Source organism: Nocardioides sp. Soil774 (genome assembly GCF_001428125.1).
Taxonomy (GTDB): Bacteria; Actinomycetota; Actinomycetes; order Propionibacteriales; family Nocardioidaceae; genus Nocardioides.
Genome location: NZ_LMSM01000007.1, coordinates 303357 through 319921, shown reverse-complemented (window position 1 = coordinate 319921; position 16565 = coordinate 303357). Strand labels below are relative to the sequence as shown.

Annotated in this window: 14 protein-coding genes; 12 read left to right on the top strand and 2 right to left on the bottom strand. The window is 72.2% G+C overall.

Features of this window, described 5'->3' with window-relative positions:
• Positions 1-240 precede the first annotated feature (240 nt).
• Positions 241-2874, bottom strand: coding sequence for a valine--tRNA ligase (valS, locus tag ASG76_RS11285; RefSeq protein WP_056602804.1), 2634 nt, complete (start codon positions 2872-2874; stop codon positions 241-243).
• Between the two features lie 77 nt (positions 2875-2951).
• Between valS and ASG76_RS11280 the strand changes: the two genes are divergently transcribed.
• The 5 genes from ASG76_RS11280 to ndk are packed head-to-tail and all read left to right on the top strand — an operon-like array spanning position 2952 to position 7127.
• Complete coding sequence (locus tag ASG76_RS11280) at positions 2952-3857, top strand: GNAT family N-acetyltransferase (protein WP_056602802.1); 906 nt, start codon at positions 2952-2954, stop codon at positions 3855-3857.
• Positions 3858-3878: 21 nt separating this feature from the next.
• The gene (locus ASG76_RS11275; protein WP_056602800.1) at positions 3879-4877 is read left to right on the top strand and encodes a hypothetical protein; all 999 of its coding nucleotides are present in this window, start codon (positions 3879-3881) and stop codon (positions 4875-4877) included.
• Positions 4878-4901: 24 nt separating this feature from the next.
• Positions 4902-6269 (top strand): bifunctional folylpolyglutamate synthase/dihydrofolate synthase, encoded by a 1368-nt coding sequence (locus ASG76_RS11270; protein ID WP_056602798.1) that lies wholly within the window; start codon positions 4902-4904, stop codon positions 6267-6269.
• Positions 6266-6679, top strand: coding sequence for a DUF4233 domain-containing protein (locus ASG76_RS11265; RefSeq protein ID WP_235529540.1), 414 nt, complete (start codon positions 6266-6268; stop codon positions 6677-6679). Before ASG76_RS11270 ends, ASG76_RS11265 begins: the two co-directional genes overlap by 4 nt.
• Positions 6680-6701: 22 nt before the next feature.
• Complete coding sequence (gene ndk / locus ASG76_RS11260; protein WP_056602797.1) at positions 6702-7127, top strand: nucleoside-diphosphate kinase; 426 nt, start codon at positions 6702-6704, stop codon at positions 7125-7127.
• A 111-nt stretch (positions 7128-7238) separates the two neighbouring features.
• On the opposite strand, the gene ASG76_RS11255 is transcribed toward ndk, so the two are convergent.
• Positions 7239-7808 carry a DUF937 domain-containing protein gene (locus ASG76_RS11255; RefSeq protein WP_056602796.1) on the bottom strand — a complete coding sequence of 190 codons (570 nt, stop codon included), beginning with the start codon at positions 7806-7808 and terminating at the stop codon, positions 7239-7241.
• A gap of 127 nt (positions 7809-7935) precedes the next feature.
• On the opposite strand from ASG76_RS11255, the gene ASG76_RS11250 reads away from it, so the two are divergent.
• From ASG76_RS11250 to ASG76_RS11220, 7 genes are read left to right on the top strand one after another with little or no spacing between them, the layout of a single operon-like run.
• Positions 7936-8979, top strand: coding sequence for a rod shape-determining protein (locus tag ASG76_RS11250; RefSeq protein WP_056602794.1), 1044 nt, complete (start codon positions 7936-7938; stop codon positions 8977-8979).
• Positions 8979-9917: a rod shape-determining protein MreC gene (gene mreC / locus ASG76_RS11245; RefSeq protein WP_082587451.1), complete on the top strand. Its 939-nt coding sequence runs from the start codon at positions 8979-8981 to the stop codon at positions 9915-9917. The genes ASG76_RS11250 and mreC overlap by 1 nt, the downstream gene beginning before the upstream one ends.
• Positions 9914-10426, top strand: coding sequence for a rod shape-determining protein MreD (gene mreD / locus ASG76_RS11240; protein WP_056602792.1), 513 nt, complete (start codon positions 9914-9916; stop codon positions 10424-10426). Before mreC ends, mreD begins: the two co-directional genes overlap by 4 nt.
• A complete protein-coding gene (gene mrdA / locus ASG76_RS11235) occupies positions 10423-12546 on the top strand; it encodes a penicillin-binding protein 2 (RefSeq protein ID WP_235529538.1) in 2124 nt (707 codons plus the stop codon). The genes mreD and mrdA overlap by 4 nt, the downstream gene beginning before the upstream one ends.
• 7 nt (positions 12547-12553) lie before the next feature.
• A complete protein-coding gene (rodA, locus tag ASG76_RS11230) occupies positions 12554-13771 on the top strand; it encodes a rod shape-determining protein RodA (RefSeq protein WP_056602789.1) in 1218 nt (405 codons plus the stop codon).
• A gap of 38 nt (positions 13772-13809) precedes the next feature.
• Entirely contained in the window at positions 13810-14853 is a 1044-nt protein-coding gene (locus tag ASG76_RS11225; protein WP_056602788.1) for a class I SAM-dependent methyltransferase, read from the top strand.
• Positions 14850-16532 carry a glycosyltransferase family 2 protein gene (locus ASG76_RS11220; RefSeq protein ID WP_082587449.1) on the top strand — a complete coding sequence of 561 codons (1683 nt, stop codon included), beginning with the start codon at positions 14850-14852 and terminating at the stop codon, positions 16530-16532. The genes ASG76_RS11225 and ASG76_RS11220 overlap by 4 nt, the downstream gene beginning before the upstream one ends.
• Positions 16533-16565: the final 33 nt, after the last annotated feature.

Below are 16565 nucleotides of genomic sequence, written 5' to 3'. Positions count from 1 at the left end.
CAGAACTCGCGACGTACCTGCTGGGGAAACACCCGCCGAGCCGCCATCGCAAACACCCCTCACTACGAGGTGTTGCATCCAGACCTTGAACCCAAGGCCTGCAGAACGTGGGTGGATCACCGCCGCCGCGGGTGGCGTACGCACCGCCGCGCGGGCGACGTACGCATTGGGCGGTGCGTGAGGCGGCTTCCGAGCCCGCAGAAGTCGCCTCACGCACCGCTCAGCACGGCGTGAGCGGGATCAGTCCTCGGTGGGCGCGAGGTCGGCGGTGACCCGCAGCTCGTTCGCGGCCTCGTCGACCACGAAGTCCAGGTCGCCGACGATGGTGCCGACGGCGCGGAGGTCGTCCTGCGCCTGCTGGGCCGCCTCGACCAGGGTGGCGGGGCCGGTGATCTCCACGCGCGAGAGCGGGGCGCGCATCTTGGCCTTCGCCTGCGACTTGGCGCCGCGGATGCCGGTCAGGGCGGCCGCGACGGCGTCGAGCACAAGCGGCTTGGCGGCCGCGGCGGAGCCGAGGTCGGCGGCGGTGGGCCAGGCGGCGTGGTGGATGGAGCCGTCCTGCCACCACGACCAGACCTCCTCCGTGGCGTAGGGGAGGAACGGCGCCAGCAGGCGCAGCTGCGTGTGCAGCGCGATCGCGAGCGTGGCCTTCGCCGACTCGGTCGCGGCGCCGCCGTCGGTGTCGTAGGCGCGCTCCTTGACCAGCTCGAGGTAGTCGTCGCAGAACTCCCAGAAGAACTTCTCGGTGACCTCGAGCGCGGTGGTGTAGTCGTAGGCGTCGAAGGCCTCGGTGGCGCGACGCACCACGGTCTCCAGCCCGCCGAGCAGGGCGCAGTCGACCGGAGCGCTGACGGCGCTGGGGACCAGCTCGGTCGCGCCGACGTTGCCCAGGACGAACTTGGAGGCGTTGAGCACCTTCATCGCCAGGCGGCGCCCGATCTTCATCTGCGACTCGTCGAAGGGCGAGTCCATGCCGGGGCGGCCGATCGCGGCGCGCCAGCGCACCGCGTCGGCGCCGTACTTGTCGAGGATGTCGGTCGGGACGACGACGTTGCCCTTCGACTTCGACATCTTCTTGCGGTCGGGGTCGACGATGAAGCCCGAGATCATCGCGTGCGACCACGGTACGACCTGGTGCTCGAAGTCGGAGCGGACGACGCGGGAGAACAGCCAGGTGCGGATGATGTCGTGCGCCTGCGTGGCCAGGTCGAAGGGGAAGACGCGCGAGAACAGGTCGTCGTCGACGCCCCACATGCCGGCGATCTGGGGCGTGAGCGAGGAGGTCGCCCACGTGTCCATCACGTCGGGGTCGCCGACGAAGCCGCCGGGCTTGCCCCGCTGGTCCTCGGTGTAGCCCTCGGGTGCCTGCGTGGAGGGGTCGACCGGGAGCTGGTCCTCCGAGGGCATCAGCGGGTGGTCGTGGTCGGGCTCGCCGTCGGCGTCGAGCGGGTACCAGACCGGGAACGGGATGCCGAAGAACCGCTGGCGCGAGACCAGCCAGTCGCCGTTGAGGCCGCCGACCCAGTTGTCGTAGCGGTGCTTCATGTGGGTGGGGATCCAGGTGATCTCCTCCCCGCGCACCAGCATCTCCTTGCGGAGCGCGGCGTCGCGGCCGCCGTTCTTGATGTACCACTGGCGGGTGGCGACGATCTCGAGCGGCTTGTCGCCCTTCTCGTAGAAGTTCGCCATGCGCTGGGTGGCCTTGGGCTCGCCGTCGAGGTCGCCGGACTCGCGCAGCAGGGCGACCATCGCCTCGCGGGCGCTGAAGGTGGTCTTGCCCGCCAGCTCGGCGTACGCCGTCGACGCGGCGTCGGCGGCGAGCCACTCGGGCGTCTCGCGCAGGAGGCGGCCGTCGCGCCCGACCACGGTGCGCACCGGCAGGCTCAGCTCGCGCCACCACATGACGTCGGTGAGGTCACCGAAGGTGCAGCACATCGCGATGCCGGCGCCCTTGTCGGGCTCGGCCGCGGGGTGGGGGAGCACCGGGATCTCGACGCCGAAGACGGGCGAGGTCACGGTGGTGCCGAAGACGTCCTGGTAGCGCTCGTCGTCGGGGTGCGCGATGAGCGCCACGACGCTGGGGATCAGCTCGGGACGGGTCGTCTCGATGTGGATCGTGGAGCCGTCCGGACGGTGGAACGCGACGCGGTGGTAGTGGCCGGGGTAGTCGCGGGCCTCGAGCTCGGCCTGCGCGACGGCGGTCTGGAACGTGACGTCCCACAGCGTGGGGGCCTCGGAGAGGTAGGCCTCGCCGCGGGCGTAGTTGCGCAGGAAGGCGCGCTGGCTCACGGTGCGCGAGTGGTCGCCGATGGTGGTGTAGGTCGGGTTCCACTGGACCGACAGGCCGAGCTGGCGCCACAGCGCCTCGAAGGCCTTCTCGTCCTCGACGACGAGCTGCTCGCACAGCTCGATGAAGTTGGGCCGGCTGACCGGCACCTGCTTCTTGGCGTCGGGCTTCTCCGGCGGGGTGAAGTCGGGGTCGTAGGGCAGGGTCGGGTCGCAGCGGACGCCGAAGTAGTTCTGCACGCGGCGCTCGGTCGGCAGGCCGTTGTCGTCCCAGCCGATCGGGTAGAAGACGGCCTTGCCCTGCATGCGCTGGTAGCGCGCGATCAGGTCGGTGTGGCTGTAGGAGTAGACGTGCCCGACGTGCAGCGAGCCGCTGACGGTGGGGGGCGGGGTGTCGATCGAGTAGACGTTCTCGCGCGGCTGGGTGCGGTCGAAGGCGTAGGTGTCGTTGTCGGCCCACGCGCGCGACCACTTCTCCTCCAGTCCCTCCAGCGCCGGACGCTCGGGTACGACGACGGCACGCGGGTCGGTGCTCGTCGTCGTGGCCGGCGCGGCGTCCGGGGTCTGGGTGGCGGGAGTCTCAGTCATGGCCGAAGTCTATTGACGGGCCTCCGGCCTGCGAAAACGAGTATCGCCGGCGTTGCGCGCTTGGCTAGCGTCGCGGCATGGAGCTGGAGTTCTTCGACACCCCGCAGCCGTTCCTCGACGCCACCGGCGACCTGCTCGCCGCCGAGCCGGTGCTGGGCAGCGTCATCGCCAGCGTGACGGAGCGGACGGCCCGCGAGCTGACCGACGGGCGCGACTCCTGGGTCGAGGTCGACGCGCCCTTCGCCCGGTGGTGGGTGGCCGTGCGCGACGACTCGGGGACGGTGGTGTCGGCAGCCATGCGCACCGCGCCCTTCAAGCCCTACCCGACCTTCGGGATGCCGATGGCCGACGACGCCGCCCGCGCGCTGGCCGCCGCGTTGCACGAGCGCGGCGAGCTCCTGGGCGGGGCCAACGGCGCGCTGCCCGGCGCGGAGGTCCTGGCGCGCGAGACCGCCCGGCTGGCCGGGGGGGAGATGGCGTCCGACAAGGCGACCCGGCTGTGGGAGGCGACGGCGGTCGTGGTGCCGGACGCGCCCGAGGGCAGGCTCCGCCGGGCGACCGAGGACGACGCCGAGCTGGTGCTGTCGTGGTTCGAGGCGTTCCACGCCGAGGCCGACGAGCAGGCCGGTCGCGAGCCCGACCACACGGGCGGCGAGCACAACACGCTCGAGAGCACGCTGGTGCGGATCCGCGAGGGCGTCGAGTGGCTCTGGGAGCTGCCCGACGGCACGGTCGCGCACCTGTCCGGCGCGAGCCTGCCGTCGTACGGCGTCTCCCGGATCGGCCCGGTCTACACGCCGAAGGAGCACCGCGGCCGCGGCATCGCGTCGTACGTCGTGGGCGAGCTGACCCGGCGTGGGCTGGGGGCCGGGCACCGGATGTGCCTGTTCACCGACCTGGCCAACCCCACGTCCAACAAGATCTACGCCGGGCTGGGCTACGCGCCGGTGGTGGACATGGCCGAGCACCTCGTCATCGCCTGACCCGAGCCCTAGGCTCGGCGGGTGCGGCGTCTCCTGCTCCTCGCGTCCCTGTCCGTGGCGCTCTGCGCCGCGTCCCTCCCCGCGGCGTCGGCACCTGCACCCGAGCGCCTCGCACCGGTGCACACGGTGGGCGGCTGCGAGGTCTTCCCGGCCGACAACCCGTGGAACCGGCGCATCGACGACCGCCCGGTGTGGCGGCACTCGGCGGCGATCGTCGCGCGGCAGGCCGCCGGGCACGCCCTGCACCTCGACCTCGGCACGACCGAGGCGTTCTACGGCATCCCGGTCAACGTCGTCGACGCCGACCAGCGGCTGCTGCCGCTGCAGTTCGGCACCGACGGCGAGGACTACCGCGACGAGAGCGACCGCGGACCGGTCCCGGTGCCGGCCGACGCGGCGATCGAGGGCGGCAGCGCGAGCGCACCCGACCCCGGTGAGGGGGACCGGCACGTCATCACCGTGCGGCGCGGCACCTGCGACCTCGTCGAGATGTACGCCGCCGAGCGGGTGCGCGACGCCTCCGGCGAGGTGATCGCCTGGCGGGCCGCGTCGGTCGCGCGCTGGGACCTGTCGTCCAACCGGCTGCGAGCGGCCGGCTGGACCTCCGCGGACGCCGCGGGGCTGCCGATCCTGCCCGGGCTGCTGTCCTACGACGAGGCGGCGAGCGGCCGCATCACGCACGCGCTGCGCTTCACGCTGCCCTCCGCGCGGGCGGCGTACACCTGGCCGGCACGGCACTGCGGCCCCAGCGCCAACACCGCGCGCGACCTGCCGGCGTACGGCATGCGCTTCCGCCTGAAGCCGTCGTTCCCCGCCAGGCGCTACACCGGCGCGGCACGCGCGATCGTGGTGGCGATGAAGCGCTACGGATTGGTCTACGCCGACCAGGGCTCGTCGATGTTCGTGACCGGCACCAGCGACCCACGCTGGGCCGACGCGCTCGAGCAGCTGCGCGAGCGCCCCGTCGACGGCCGGGCGCTGCAGGTCGTCGCGCCCTGGCGGCGAGTCGTCACCTGCTGACCGGGTCAATAGACTCGGCGTGCCATGACTGACCTGCACCCGGACGACGAGTCCCCCCGCCTCGCCGAGACCTTCGACGAGGTCGAGGACGCCCTGCTCTCGCGCTGGCCCGAGACCCGCCTCGAGCCGAGCCTCGACCGCATCGAGGCCTTCACCGAGCTCCTGGGCGACCCGCAGCGCTCGTTCCGCTCGGTGCACCTCACCGGCACCAACGGCAAGACCAGCACCAGCCGGATGATCGAGACCCTGCTGCGCGCGCTCGACCTGCGCACCGGGCGCTTCACCTCGCCCCACCTGGAGCGGATGAGCGAGCGCATCAGCATCGACGGCGAGCCGCTCGACGACGAGGGCTTCGTGCGCGCCTTCAACGAGGTCGCCCCCTACACCCACCTCGTCGATGCCCAGCACGACCACCCCCTGAGCTTCTTCGAGACGATCGTCGCGATGGCCTACGCCGCCTTCGCCGACGCCCCGGTCGACGTGGCCGTGGTGGAGGTCGGGATGGGCGGCAGCTGGGACGCCACCAACGTCATCGACGCCGACGTCGCCGTCGTGCTGCCCGTGGCGGTCGACCACGCGAAGTACCTCGGTGACGACCCCGCCACCATCGCGCGCGAGAAGGCCGGCATCATCAAGGCCGGCTCGGTGGCCGTGCTGGCCGAGCAGACGCCCGAGGTCGCGGCGGTGCTCCTAGAGCGCGCCGCCGAGGTCGGGGCCACCGTCGTGCGCGAGGGCATCGAGTTCGGCGTCGCGGCCCGCACGCCCGCGGTCGGCGGCCAGGTGGTCTCGCTGCAGGGCCTGCGCGCCCGCTACGACGACGTCTTCCTCCCGCTCTACGGCGCCCACCAGGCCCAGAACGCCGCTGTGGCGCTGGCCGCGGTCGAGGCCTTCGGCACGGGCGAGCTCGACGACGACCTCGTGCGGGCCGCCTTCGCCGAGGTGACGTCGCCCGGGCGGCTCGAGATCATCCGGCGCAGCCCCACGATCCTGCTCGACGCCGCGCACAACCCGCACGGTGCGGCGGCGGTCGGAGCAGCGCTGGAGGACTCCTTCGCCTTCAGCCCACTGGTCGGGGTGATGGGCGTGATGGAGGACAAGGACGCCGACGGCGTGCTGGCCGCCCTCGAGCCACACCTGAGCCACCTCGTGTGCACCCAGAACTCCACCCCGCGCTCGATGTCGGCCGCAGCGCTCGGCCGCGCCGCGTCCGAGATCTTCGGCGAGGACCGCGTCAGCGTCGTGCCCGACCTGGCCGACGCCATCGAGCGTGCAGCCACGCTCGCCGAGGCCGGTGGGGCGATCGAGGTGTCCATCGGCTCGGGCGCGGTGCTGGTCACCGGCTCCGTCGTCACCGTGGGCGAGGCCCGCAGCCTGCTGAAGGGCCGCCGATGAGCGAGCCGACGGCCCCCGCGCCGGACCACGCCCCGGACCCGGCCAACACCGAGCGCTCGCCGCGCCGCGGCATGTGCGCCGCCGTGCTGAGCCTCGAGGCGATCACGCTGGGGCTCACCACCCCGGTCATGATCACCATCTCCGACGTCTCGGCGAGCACGGCCGTGCCCGTCGGCCTCGGGCTCGCCGTCGTCTGCCTGCTGCTGGCCGGGATGCTGCGTGCGGAGTGGGCCTACCTCGCCGGCTACGCCGTGCAGGTCGCGGCCATCGCGCTGGGCTTCGTGGTGCCGGTCATGTTCGGCCTCGGCCTGGTCTTCGCCGCGCTCTGGGCCGCCGCCGACGCGTTGGGTCGCAAGATCGAGCGCGAGCGCGCGGCGGCCTGGGCGGCGTACCGCGCGGAGCAGGGCTGAGCGTCCTCGCTAGGCTGCGGCCATGACCGACGTGCAGCGTTCCCTCGTCCTCGTCAAGCCCGACGGCGTGCGCCGCGGCCTCTCGGGCGAGGTCCTGCGCCGGATCGAGGCCAAGGGCTACACGCTCGCGGCCGTCGAGCTGCGCGCCGCCACCCCGGAGATCCTCGCCGAGCACTACGCCGAGCACGAGGGCAAGCCGTTCTACGCCCCGCTCGTGGAGTTCATGCTCTCCGGCCCCATGCTGGCGGTCGTGATCGAGGGGGAGCGCTGCATCGAGGGCTTCCGCTCCCTGGCCGGCGCCACCGACCCGACCGTCGCCGCGCCCGGCACCATCCGTGGCGACCTCGGTCGCGACTGGGGCCTGGCCGTGCAGCAGAACCTGGTCCACGGCTCGGACGCCCCGGAGTCGGCCGCCCGCGAGATCGGGATCTGGTTCCCCGAGCTCTGACCTGCGACATCGCCGAGGGGTTGTCAGGCACTCGCTGAACATGTCGGGCCGTGCAAGGGCCGACATGTTCAGTGATCCCCGGTCAGCCGGGGATCACTGAACGGGTCCGCCTCAGCCCTTGCGGCCACCGCCGAGCAGCCCGCCCAGCACGTCGCCGAGGGCGCCCCCGGGGCCGCCGGACGAGCGGGAGCTGCCGCCCGAGCCCTGGGCGGCACCGGACAGGACCGAGGACAGGATCGAGCCGAGCACGCCCCCGCCGGCGGCAGCCCCGCCCTTGGCGCCCATCTGCTTGGCGAGGTAGGAGAGCACGATCGGGGCGAGGATCGGCAGGAGCTTCTGCACGAGCCCGCTGCCGGCCCCCGTGGCGCCGAGCTGCTGGACCACCTGGTCCTGCTGGGCGCCGAAGATGTGGGCGGTGATCTGCTGCCCGTCGCGCTCGTCGACGTCGGCGAGGTCGACCGGTGGCGTCGCGACCTGGGCGTCGTGCTGCCCGAGCGCCTCCGTGAGGGATGCCTCGCCGCCGGGGTCCTGCGCGTTGGCGTGCAGGCCGCCGAGCAGCGCGGGCAGCGCGACGTCGACGGCACGGCGTACGGCGTCGGGGTCCTCGCCGAGCCTCGCGGCGATCTGGTCGATGGGGAGCGAGGCGCGCAGCTCGTCGAGCGCTGGGGTGTGGTCAGCCATCTTCCGAACCTAGCCCCGCGCGTGTCCTGCCGGGAACACCCTTCCGCGCTCCTTAACCTGATCGTGGGTCGGCCGCACCGCCGTCCCCCTTCCCAGTTGGACCCGACCTGCAAGGGCAGCAGCGGCAATGGCACTGAACAGCATCACCGGGGGCTTCATCGGCCGCGACATGGCCGTGGACCTCGGCACCGCCAACACGCTGGTCTATGTCCGCGGCAAGGGCGTCGTGCTCGACGAGCCGTCGGTGGTCGCGATGAACACCACCACCGGCGAGGTGCTCGCGGTCGGTCACGAGGCCAAGCGGATGATCGGGCGCACGCCCGACAACATCGCCGCCATCCGGCCGCTGAAGGACGGCGTGATCGCCGACTTCGAGGCGACCGAGCAGATGCTGCGCTACTTCATCCACCAGGTGCATCGCCGCCGCTACTTCGCCAAGCCCCGCATGGTGATCTGCGTGCCGAGCGGCATCACGGCCGTCGAGCAGCGTGCGGTCAAGGAGGCCGGCTACCAGGCCGGCGCGCGACGGGTCTACATCGTCGAGGAGCCCATGGCGGCCGCGATCGGCGCCGGACTTCCCGTCCACGAGGCGACCGGCAACATGGTCGTGGACGTCGGCGGCGGCACCACCGAGGTCGCGGTGATCAGCCTCGGCGGCATCGTGACGAGCCTGTCGGTGCGCACCGCGGGCGACGACCTCGACCAAGCGATCATCGCGTGGATGAAGAAGGAGTACTCCCTGATGCTGGGGGAGCGCACGGCCGAGGAGATGAAGATGACCCTCGGGTCGGCCTTCCCGCTCCCCAGCGAGCCCGACGCCGAGGTCCGCGGTCGCGACATGGTCTCCGGGCTGCCGCGCACCGTCGTGGTCTCCAGCTCCGAGCTGCGCCAGGCGCTCGAGGAGCCGCTGCACAACATCATCGACGCGGTGCGGAGCACCCTCGACCAGACCCCGCCCGAGCTGGCCGGCGACATCATGGACCGCGGCATCGTGCTCACCGGTGGCGGCGCGATGCTCCGCGGCCTCGACGAGCGCCTGCGCCACGAGACCGGCATGCCCGTCCACGTCGCCGAGGACCCGCTGTCCTCGGTGGCCTACGGCGCCGGCAAGTGCGTCGAGGAGTTCGAGGCCCTGCAGCAGGTGCTCGTCTCGGACCCGAGGCGCTTCTGATGGGTGCCTTCGGGGGACACGACGGCCGCGAGCGCCGCTGGACCGGCCTCGACCGGCTCGAGTCGCGCAACCGCGCCCCGCGCTCCCTGCTCGTCGCGCTGGTGCTCGCCAGCATCACCCTGATCACCCTCGACGTCTCCGGTGGCGCGAGCTCGCCGCTCGAGCCCGCCCGGCGCGCCGTCGGCGAGGCCCTCGGCCCTGCCGAGTCCGCCGCCGCTGCCGCCGTACGCCCCTTCACCGCCGTGCCCGCGTGGTTCCGCAGCAAGGGCGACCTGGCCGACGAGGTCCGCGACCTCCAGGCCAGCAACGCCGACCTCAGGAGCCAGGTGGAGCTGGCCGGCTTCGACCGCAACCGCCTCGAGCAGTACGACGCCCTCACCGCCGCGGCCACCGACCTCGGGTCGGCCCTCGTCCCGGCCCGCGTGGTGGCGCTGGGCTCGCGGCAGTCGCAGAGCTTCACCGTCACCATCGACGCCGGTGCGCGCGCGGGCATCGGCCCCGACATGACCGTGGTCAACAACGACGGGCTGGTCGGCCGCGTGCTGCGGGTCACCCGCAGCACCGCCACCGTCCTGCTGGTCATCGACCCCGACTCCACCGTGGGCGGGCGTGTCGGTTCGAGCATGGAGATCGGCTTCGTCACCGGCAGCGGCTCGCTGGACCAGAAGACCGGGCTCGACCTCCGCCTCGTCGACGACGCGACCGTCCCGGCGCGCGGCGACACCGTCGTGACGTGGGGGAGCACCACCGGCCCCTACGCCCCGGGAGTGCCGATCGGCACGATCACCGACGTCTACAGCTCGCTGCGGGAGGCCTCCCAGCGCGCCGTGGTCAAGCCGTTCGTCGACTTCTCCGCCCTCGACGTGGTCGGCGTGATGGTGCCGAGCGGCTCCGACAGCGACCGTGCGGTGATCGAGGCCGACGGGAGCCTGAAATGAGCCGCCTGCGCTGGGTCGTGGCGTTGCTCGCCGTCGTGGTCGCCCTGGTCGTGCAGGTCACGCTCTTCCCGCACCTGGCGTGGCACGGCATCGTGCCCAACCTGTGCCTGCTCGTGGTGGTCGCCGCCGCGCTGACGGTCGAGGCGCCGTTCGTGCTCGTCCTCGGCTTCGCGGCCGGCCTCACCCTCGACCTCGCCCCGCCGGCCGACCACATTGCCGGGCGCTGGGCGGTGGCGCTGACGGTCGCGGCGTTCCTCGCCGCCCGGGTGCGGCAGGACCAGAAGCCGAGCGCCCTCGCGGTCGTCGGCACGGTCGCGGCGGCGTCGTTCGCGGCCACCTCGATCTTCGCGCTGTCCGGCGTGCTCCTCGACGACCCGGCCATGTCGGTCTCCGGGCTGCTCGAGGTGGTCCTGGTCGCGGTCGTGTGGGACGTGCTGCTGACCCCCTTCGTGCTCCCGCCGCTGATGAGGCTCTTCGCCCGCCTGAGTCCGCAGTGGGCGGCCTCGTGAGCCCCTCGAGCCAGCGCAGCCGGATGCGCCTGGTGGTCGTGCAGGTGCTGGCGTTCTCGCTCTTCGCCACGCTGTTCGTGCGCCTCTACTACCTCCAGGTCATCGGCGGGGAGTCCTACCAGGCGCAGGCCGCCGACCAGTCGGTGCGCGACATCGTCGTGCAGCCCCAGCGCGGCCTGATCGTGGACAGCCAGGGACGTCCCCTGGTGGCCAACCGCACCTCGTGGGTCATCTCGGTCGACCGCACCCTGCTCGGCAAGCTCGAGGAGAAGCAGCGCACCGAGCTGGTGCGGCGCGTGTCCGTCGTGGTCGACGCCACGCCGGCCGACGTCGAGGCGCGACTGGTCACCTGTGGCGACCCCGGCAGCGTCCGCGACGTGTGCTGGAACGGCTCGCCCTACCAGCCGGTGCCGGTCGCGACCGACGTCTCCAAGGACGTCGCGCTGCGCGTGCTCGAGCAGCCGGAGGACTATCCCGGCGTCCTGGCCGAGCAGCAGAACGTCCGCTCCTACCCGCGCCCCTTCGGCATCAACCTGGCCCACGTGCTGGGCTACCTGAGCCCCATCACCGAGGACGAGTTCGACATCGCCGCCGAGCGCGACGACCGCTCGCTCAACGGCGCCTCGGTCGTAGGTCGCGCCGGCGTGGAGAAGCAGTACGACGAGTGGCTGCGCGGCCTGCCCGGCTACCGCCGCGTCGCCGTCGACTCGATGGGCCGCGTGCTGGGCGACGACTCCCTGGTCGAGAGCACCCCGGGCGACACGCTGGTCACCTCGATCGACGCCAAGGTGCAGGCCGTGGTGGAGAGGCAGCTCGCCGAGCGCATCAAGGTCCAGCGCGCGACCCTCGACCCCGTCACGGGCCGCAACTACGAGGCCGACTCGGGCGCCGCGGTGGTGCTCGACGCGAAGACAGGTCGGGTCGTCGCGATGGCCAGCCAGCCGACGTACGACCCCGACGTGTGGACCGGCGGCATCAGCCAGGCCGAGCTCGCGCGTCTCTACTCCGAGAAGGCCGGCACCCCGCTGCTGTCGCGCGCGACCCAGGGGCAGTTCGCGCCCGGCTCGACCTGGAAGCCGTTCATGACCGCCGGCGCGCTCACCAACGGCTACTCGATGGACACCGTGCTGCCCTGCTCGTCGGGCTTCCAGGTCGGCAACCGCGTCTTCCGCAACCACGAGTCGGCCGCCTACGGCTCGATCAGCTTCGCCCAGGCCCTCGAGGTCTCCTGCAACACGTTCTTCTACCGCATCGGCTACAACTTCTGGCAGAAGTTCGGCAGCGACCCCGCCGACATCGACGCCCGCGACCCGCTGGTGGAGGAGGCCAAGAAGTTCGGCTTCGGCTCGCGCACGGGCATCGACCTGCCGGGCGAGGCGCCCGGACGCATCGCCGACCGGCACTGGAAGCAGGCCTACTACGAGTCGCAGAAGGACTACTACTGCGACCTCAGCAGCAAGCCGCAGACCGCCGACACCAGCGACTTCGTCTACAAGTTCAGCCGCGAGTTCTGCATCGAGGGCAACCTCTACCGCGCCGGCGACGCGGTCAACTTCTCCATCGGCCAGGGCGACACGATCGTCACCCCGTTGCAGCTCGCCCGAGCCTACGCCGCGCTCAGCAACGGCGGCACCCTCTACGCCCCCACGGTCGCCAAGGCGATCGTCAGCCCGGAGGGCGACGTGCTGCGCCGCATCGCGCCGCGCAAGGTCGCCCAGCTCGACGTGCCGAAGAAGTACCTCGACTACATCGACAGCGCCCTCCAGGGCGTGACCCGCGAGGGCACGATGGCGTGGAAGATGATCGACTTCCCGCTCGACAAGGTGACCGTCCGCGCCAAGACCGGGTCCGCCGAGGTCTACGGCAAGCAGTCGACCGGGTGGGTGGCGTCCTACACCAAGGACTACGTCGTGGTGATGATGATCAGCCAGGCCGGCACCGGCTCGGGGTCGACGGGTGAGGGCATCCGCGCGATCTGGGAGGCGCTCTACGGCATCGACGGCGAGACCGTACGCCCGGCCCGCGCCGCCACGCCCGGCACGGTCCCGCCGGCCAGGCTGCCGCAGTTCCTCGCCGACGGCTCGATCATGCCGCCGGTCCCCGCGAAGGCGACGAGGTGAGCCCCCGATGACCGTGCTGGCCAACCGTCCTTCGAGCCGTACGTCCTCCCGTCCCTCGAGCCGCTCCGCGAGCAGCCTCCGGGCGCCCGGGCTCGACTGGGTGCTCATGCTCGCCGCGCTCGCGCTCGTCTCGCTCGGCACCCTGCTGGTGTGGTCGGCGACCTCGACGCGTGCCGACCTCACCGGTGGCGACCCCAACGCCTACCTGCGCAAGCAGCTGGTCAACGTCGCGATCGGTCTCGTGCTGATGGTCGCGGTGGTCGCGACCGACCACCGATGGGTGCGCATCCTCGCGCCGCTGGTCTACCTCGCGAGCATCGGCGGCCTGGTGATGGTCCTGGTCGCGGGCAGCACCATCAACGGCTCGCGCTCGTGGCTGCAGCTGGGCGGCATGTCGATCCAGCCCTCCGAGCTCGCCAAGCTCGCCGTGATCATCGGCATGGCGCTCGTCGTGGCCGAGCGCACCGAGCGCCGCTGGGGCCGCGGGGTGCGGAGCCTGGAGGTGGTCGCGATGCTGGCGATCGCGGGCGTGCCCGCCGTGCTGATCCTGATGCAGCCCGACCTCGGCACGATGCTGGTGCTCTCCGCCACGGTCTTCGGGGTGCTCGCGATCGCCGGTGCCGGGGGCGGGTGGCTGGGCGGGCTCACGCTCGGCGCCGTCGGCGGCGCGGGCGCGGCGGTGTCTCTCGGCGTGCTCAAGCCCTACCAGGTCGACCGCTTCCTCGCCTTCATGGACCCCGGGCTCGACCCGCGCGGCGCCGGCTACAACGTCGAGCAGGCCCGCATCGCGGTCGGCAACGGAGGCCTCCTCGGCCAGGGGCTGTTCGGCGGCTCGCAGACGCGCTCGGGCTTCGTGCCCGAGCAGCACACCGACTTCATCTTCACCGTCGCCGGCGAGGAGCTGGGACTGGTCGGGGCGGGGCTGCTGATCCTGCTGCTGGCGGTGGTGATCTGGCGCGCGCTGACCATCTCGGCGCAGGCCGGCGACCTCTTCGGCCGGGTGGCCGCCGCCGGCATCGCGTGCTGGTGGGGCTTCCAGGCCTTCCAGAACATCGGGATGTGCCTGGGCATCATGCCGGTCACCGGCGTGCCGCTGCCCTTCGTCTCCTACGGCGGCAGCTCGTTGTTCGCGGGCATGCTCGGGCTCGGGCTGCTGCAGAACATCCACCTCAGGTCGACCGGCGCGGTGCCGACGAGGCTGCTGGCCCCGCGACGTATAGCCTGAGGCCGCAGAATTCGACCGTCAGACAGGGGAACGCTCACGTGGGCGAGGGAACGCGCTCGGAGGACTACTCGAGCACCTACTACAACGATGCTCACCTGGGCGGCTACGACAACTACTCCTGGGACAACCCCGAGTGGCGCTCCTTCTTCCTGGGCATCGCCGACCGTCTCGTCGGGATCGCCAACCCGCGCACCGTCCTCGACGTGGGCTGCGCACGCGGCCTGCTCGTGCAGGCACTGGTCGAGCGCGGAGTCGACGCGCACGGCACCGACATCTCCGAGCACGCGGTGGCGAGCGCGCACGACGACGTACGACCGCGGCTGAGCGTGGCGTCGGCCACCGAGCCGATCGTGCAGCGCCACGACCTGGTGACCTGCATCGAGGTGCTGGAGCACATGAGCCCGCTCGACGCGCAGCGAGCGATCGACGCGATGACAGCGGCCACCGACCGCGTGGTGTTCTCCTCCAGCCCGGGAGACCACGACGAGGCGACCCACGTCAACACCCGTCCGACCGCGCAGTGGGCGGCGTCGTTCGCCGAGCGCGGCTTCTTCCGACGCACCGACGTCGACCTCGGCTTCCTCTCGCCGTGGGCGGTGATGTTCGAGCGCGCGGAGCTCACGGCCCACGCGCTCACCCAGCGCTACGAGTCCCAGTTCGACGTGGTGCACGCCGAGCTGCTCGAGAAGCGCTCCGCGCTCCTCGAGGCCCATCGCCGCATCGCGACGCTCAACGAGCAGCTCGAGTCGCAGGTGTCCGGCAAGGTCGCGGAGCAGGCCAGCCAGGTGGAGCAGTGGCAGGCCGAGGTCCTCGACGCGCGCCACCAGCTGTTGACCACCCGTGACCACGTGATCGGCTCCGAGGCCGAGGTGACGCGCCTGCGCGGCGAGAACGCGCGGCTGCGCGCCGAGCTCAACCGGGCCCGCAAGCAGCTCGACAACGTGCGCGGCCGCCTCAAGGAGGCCCGCACCCGCACCGAGCGCCTGACCCGTCGCGCCAACCGGCTCACCGCCGAGCTCGAGAGCAGCCGGTCGCGCCCGTCGTTCGCCCGTCGCGCGGCCCGCAAGGTGCTCGGACGGTGAGCAGCGCGCCGCTGTTCTCGATCGTCACGCCCGTCTACGAGCCGCCGGTCGACGTCCTGGCCGACACCATCGCCTCGGTGCTGGCCCAGGACCACGAGGACTGGGAGTGGATCCTGGTCGACGACTGCTCGCCCACCGAGGCGGTGCGCGAGCTGATCCGCGAGCACGCCGCGCGCGACCCGCGTATCCGGCTGGTCGAGCGCGAGACCAACGGCCACATCGTGGCAGCGTCCAACGACGGCATCGAGGCCGCCCGCGGCACCTTCATCGTGCTGCTCGACCACGACGACCTGCTGACCGCCGACGCGCTGTCGGCCAACGCCCGGCGCATCAAGTGCTTCGACGACGTCGACTACCTCTACTCCGACGAGGACAAGGTCGACGACGCAGGCGAGCTCTACGACGAGTTCCGCAAGCCCGACTGGTCGCCGGAGCGGCTGCGCGGGCAGATGTACACCTCGCACCTCTCGGTGATGCGCACCGAGGTCGTGCGCCGGGTCGGCGGCTTCCGCGAGGGCTACGACGGCTCGCAGGACCACGACCTGGCGCTGCGCGTCGGCGAGGTCGCGCGCCGCGTCGTGCACATCCCCGAGGTGCTCTACCACTGGCGCGCCGTCGTGGGCTCCGCCTCTGCCGACATCAACGCCAAGCCGTACGCCACCATCGCCGGCGCGAAGGCCGTCCAGGACCACCTCGACCGGCTGGAGATCCCCGCCGAGGTCGGCCAGGGACCCGTGCCCGGGCACTACCAGGTGCGTCGCCGGCTCGACCCGGGCGTGAAGGTGTCGGTGGTCATCCCGACCATCGGCCAGTCCGACCTGATCTGGGGCGCGCGCCGCGTGATGGTCGTCGAAGCCGTGCGGTCGCTGCTGGCGCGCACCCGCCACGGCAATCTCGAGGTCGTCGTGGTCTACGACGTGCCGACCCCCGAGTCGGTGCTCGACGAGCTGCGCGAGGTGGCCGGCGACAAGCTGGTCCTCGAGCGCTTCACCCGGCCGTTCAACTACAGCGAGAAGATGAACGTCGGCTGCCTGCGCGCCACCGGTGACCGCCTGGTGTTCCTCAACGACGACGTCGAGGTGATCTCCGAGGGGTGGCTCGAGCAGCTGGTCGCGCCCCTCGACGAGCCCGACGTCGGCCTGACCGGCGCCCGGCTCTACTTCAGCGACGACACCGTCCAGCACGCCGGCCACGCCTACATGGCCGGGCACTACCTGCACCCCTACCGCGACCTGCCGCGGGCGTCGTACGGCCCGTTCGGTGCGCTGATCATCAACCGGGAGGCGAGCGGGGTGACCGCGGCCTGCGCGGCGATGCGGCGCGACACCTTCCTCGCGATCGGCGGCTTCTCCGAGGTCCTGCCGGCCAACTTCAACGACGTCGACCTCTGCTACAAGGTGCGCGGCGCGGGCCTGCGCATCGTCTACGTCGCCGGGGTCGAGCTCTACCACTTCGAGTCGCGCAGCCGCGAGCGCGCGGTGCACGACTGGGAGCGTGACCTCGTCCGCGGCCGGTGGGGGGTCCCGCAGGACGACCCCTACGTCCCGCAGGCGGACCGCTACGAGGGGCGCCCCGCCCGGCGCGCGGGCAAGGCTGCCGCGAAGGGCAAGACGCAGGGCAAGCCCCAGGGCAAGGCGAGGGGCACCGGCAAGGCGGCTCGGAGCGGCATCGCGTCGTAGGCTTGCCCCTTGCCCAGCGGTGCCCCGGCGCCG

Bases quoted from the DNA above. Each gene is read 5' to 3' on its own strand.
- valS (WP_056602804.1), bottom strand. From the start codon at position 2,874: ATGACTGAGACTCCCGCCACCCAGACCCCGGACGCCGCGCCGGCCACG.
- ASG76_RS11280 (WP_056602802.1), top strand. From the start codon at position 2,952: ATGGAGCTGGAGTTCTTCGACACCCCGCAGCCGTTCCTCGACGCCACC.
- ASG76_RS11270 (WP_056602798.1), top strand. From the start codon at position 4,902: ATGACTGACCTGCACCCGGACGACGAGTCCCCCCGCCTCGCCGAGACC.
- ASG76_RS11265 (WP_235529540.1), top strand. From the start codon at position 6,266: ATGAGCGAGCCGACGGCCCCCGCGCCGGACCACGCCCCGGACCCGGCC.
- ndk (WP_056602797.1), top strand. From the start codon at position 6,702: ATGACCGACGTGCAGCGTTCCCTCGTCCTCGTCAAGCCCGACGGCGTG.
- ASG76_RS11255 (WP_056602796.1), bottom strand. From the start codon at position 7,808: ATGGCTGACCACACCCCAGCGCTCGACGAGCTGCGCGCCTCGCTCCCC.
- ASG76_RS11250 (WP_056602794.1), top strand. From the start codon at position 7,936: ATGGCACTGAACAGCATCACCGGGGGCTTCATCGGCCGCGACATGGCC.
- mreC (WP_082587451.1), top strand. From the start codon at position 8,979: ATGGGTGCCTTCGGGGGACACGACGGCCGCGAGCGCCGCTGGACCGGC.
- mreD (WP_056602792.1), top strand. From the start codon at position 9,914: ATGAGCCGCCTGCGCTGGGTCGTGGCGTTGCTCGCCGTCGTGGTCGCC.
- rodA (WP_056602789.1), top strand. From the start codon at position 12,554: ATGACCGTGCTGGCCAACCGTCCTTCGAGCCGTACGTCCTCCCGTCCC.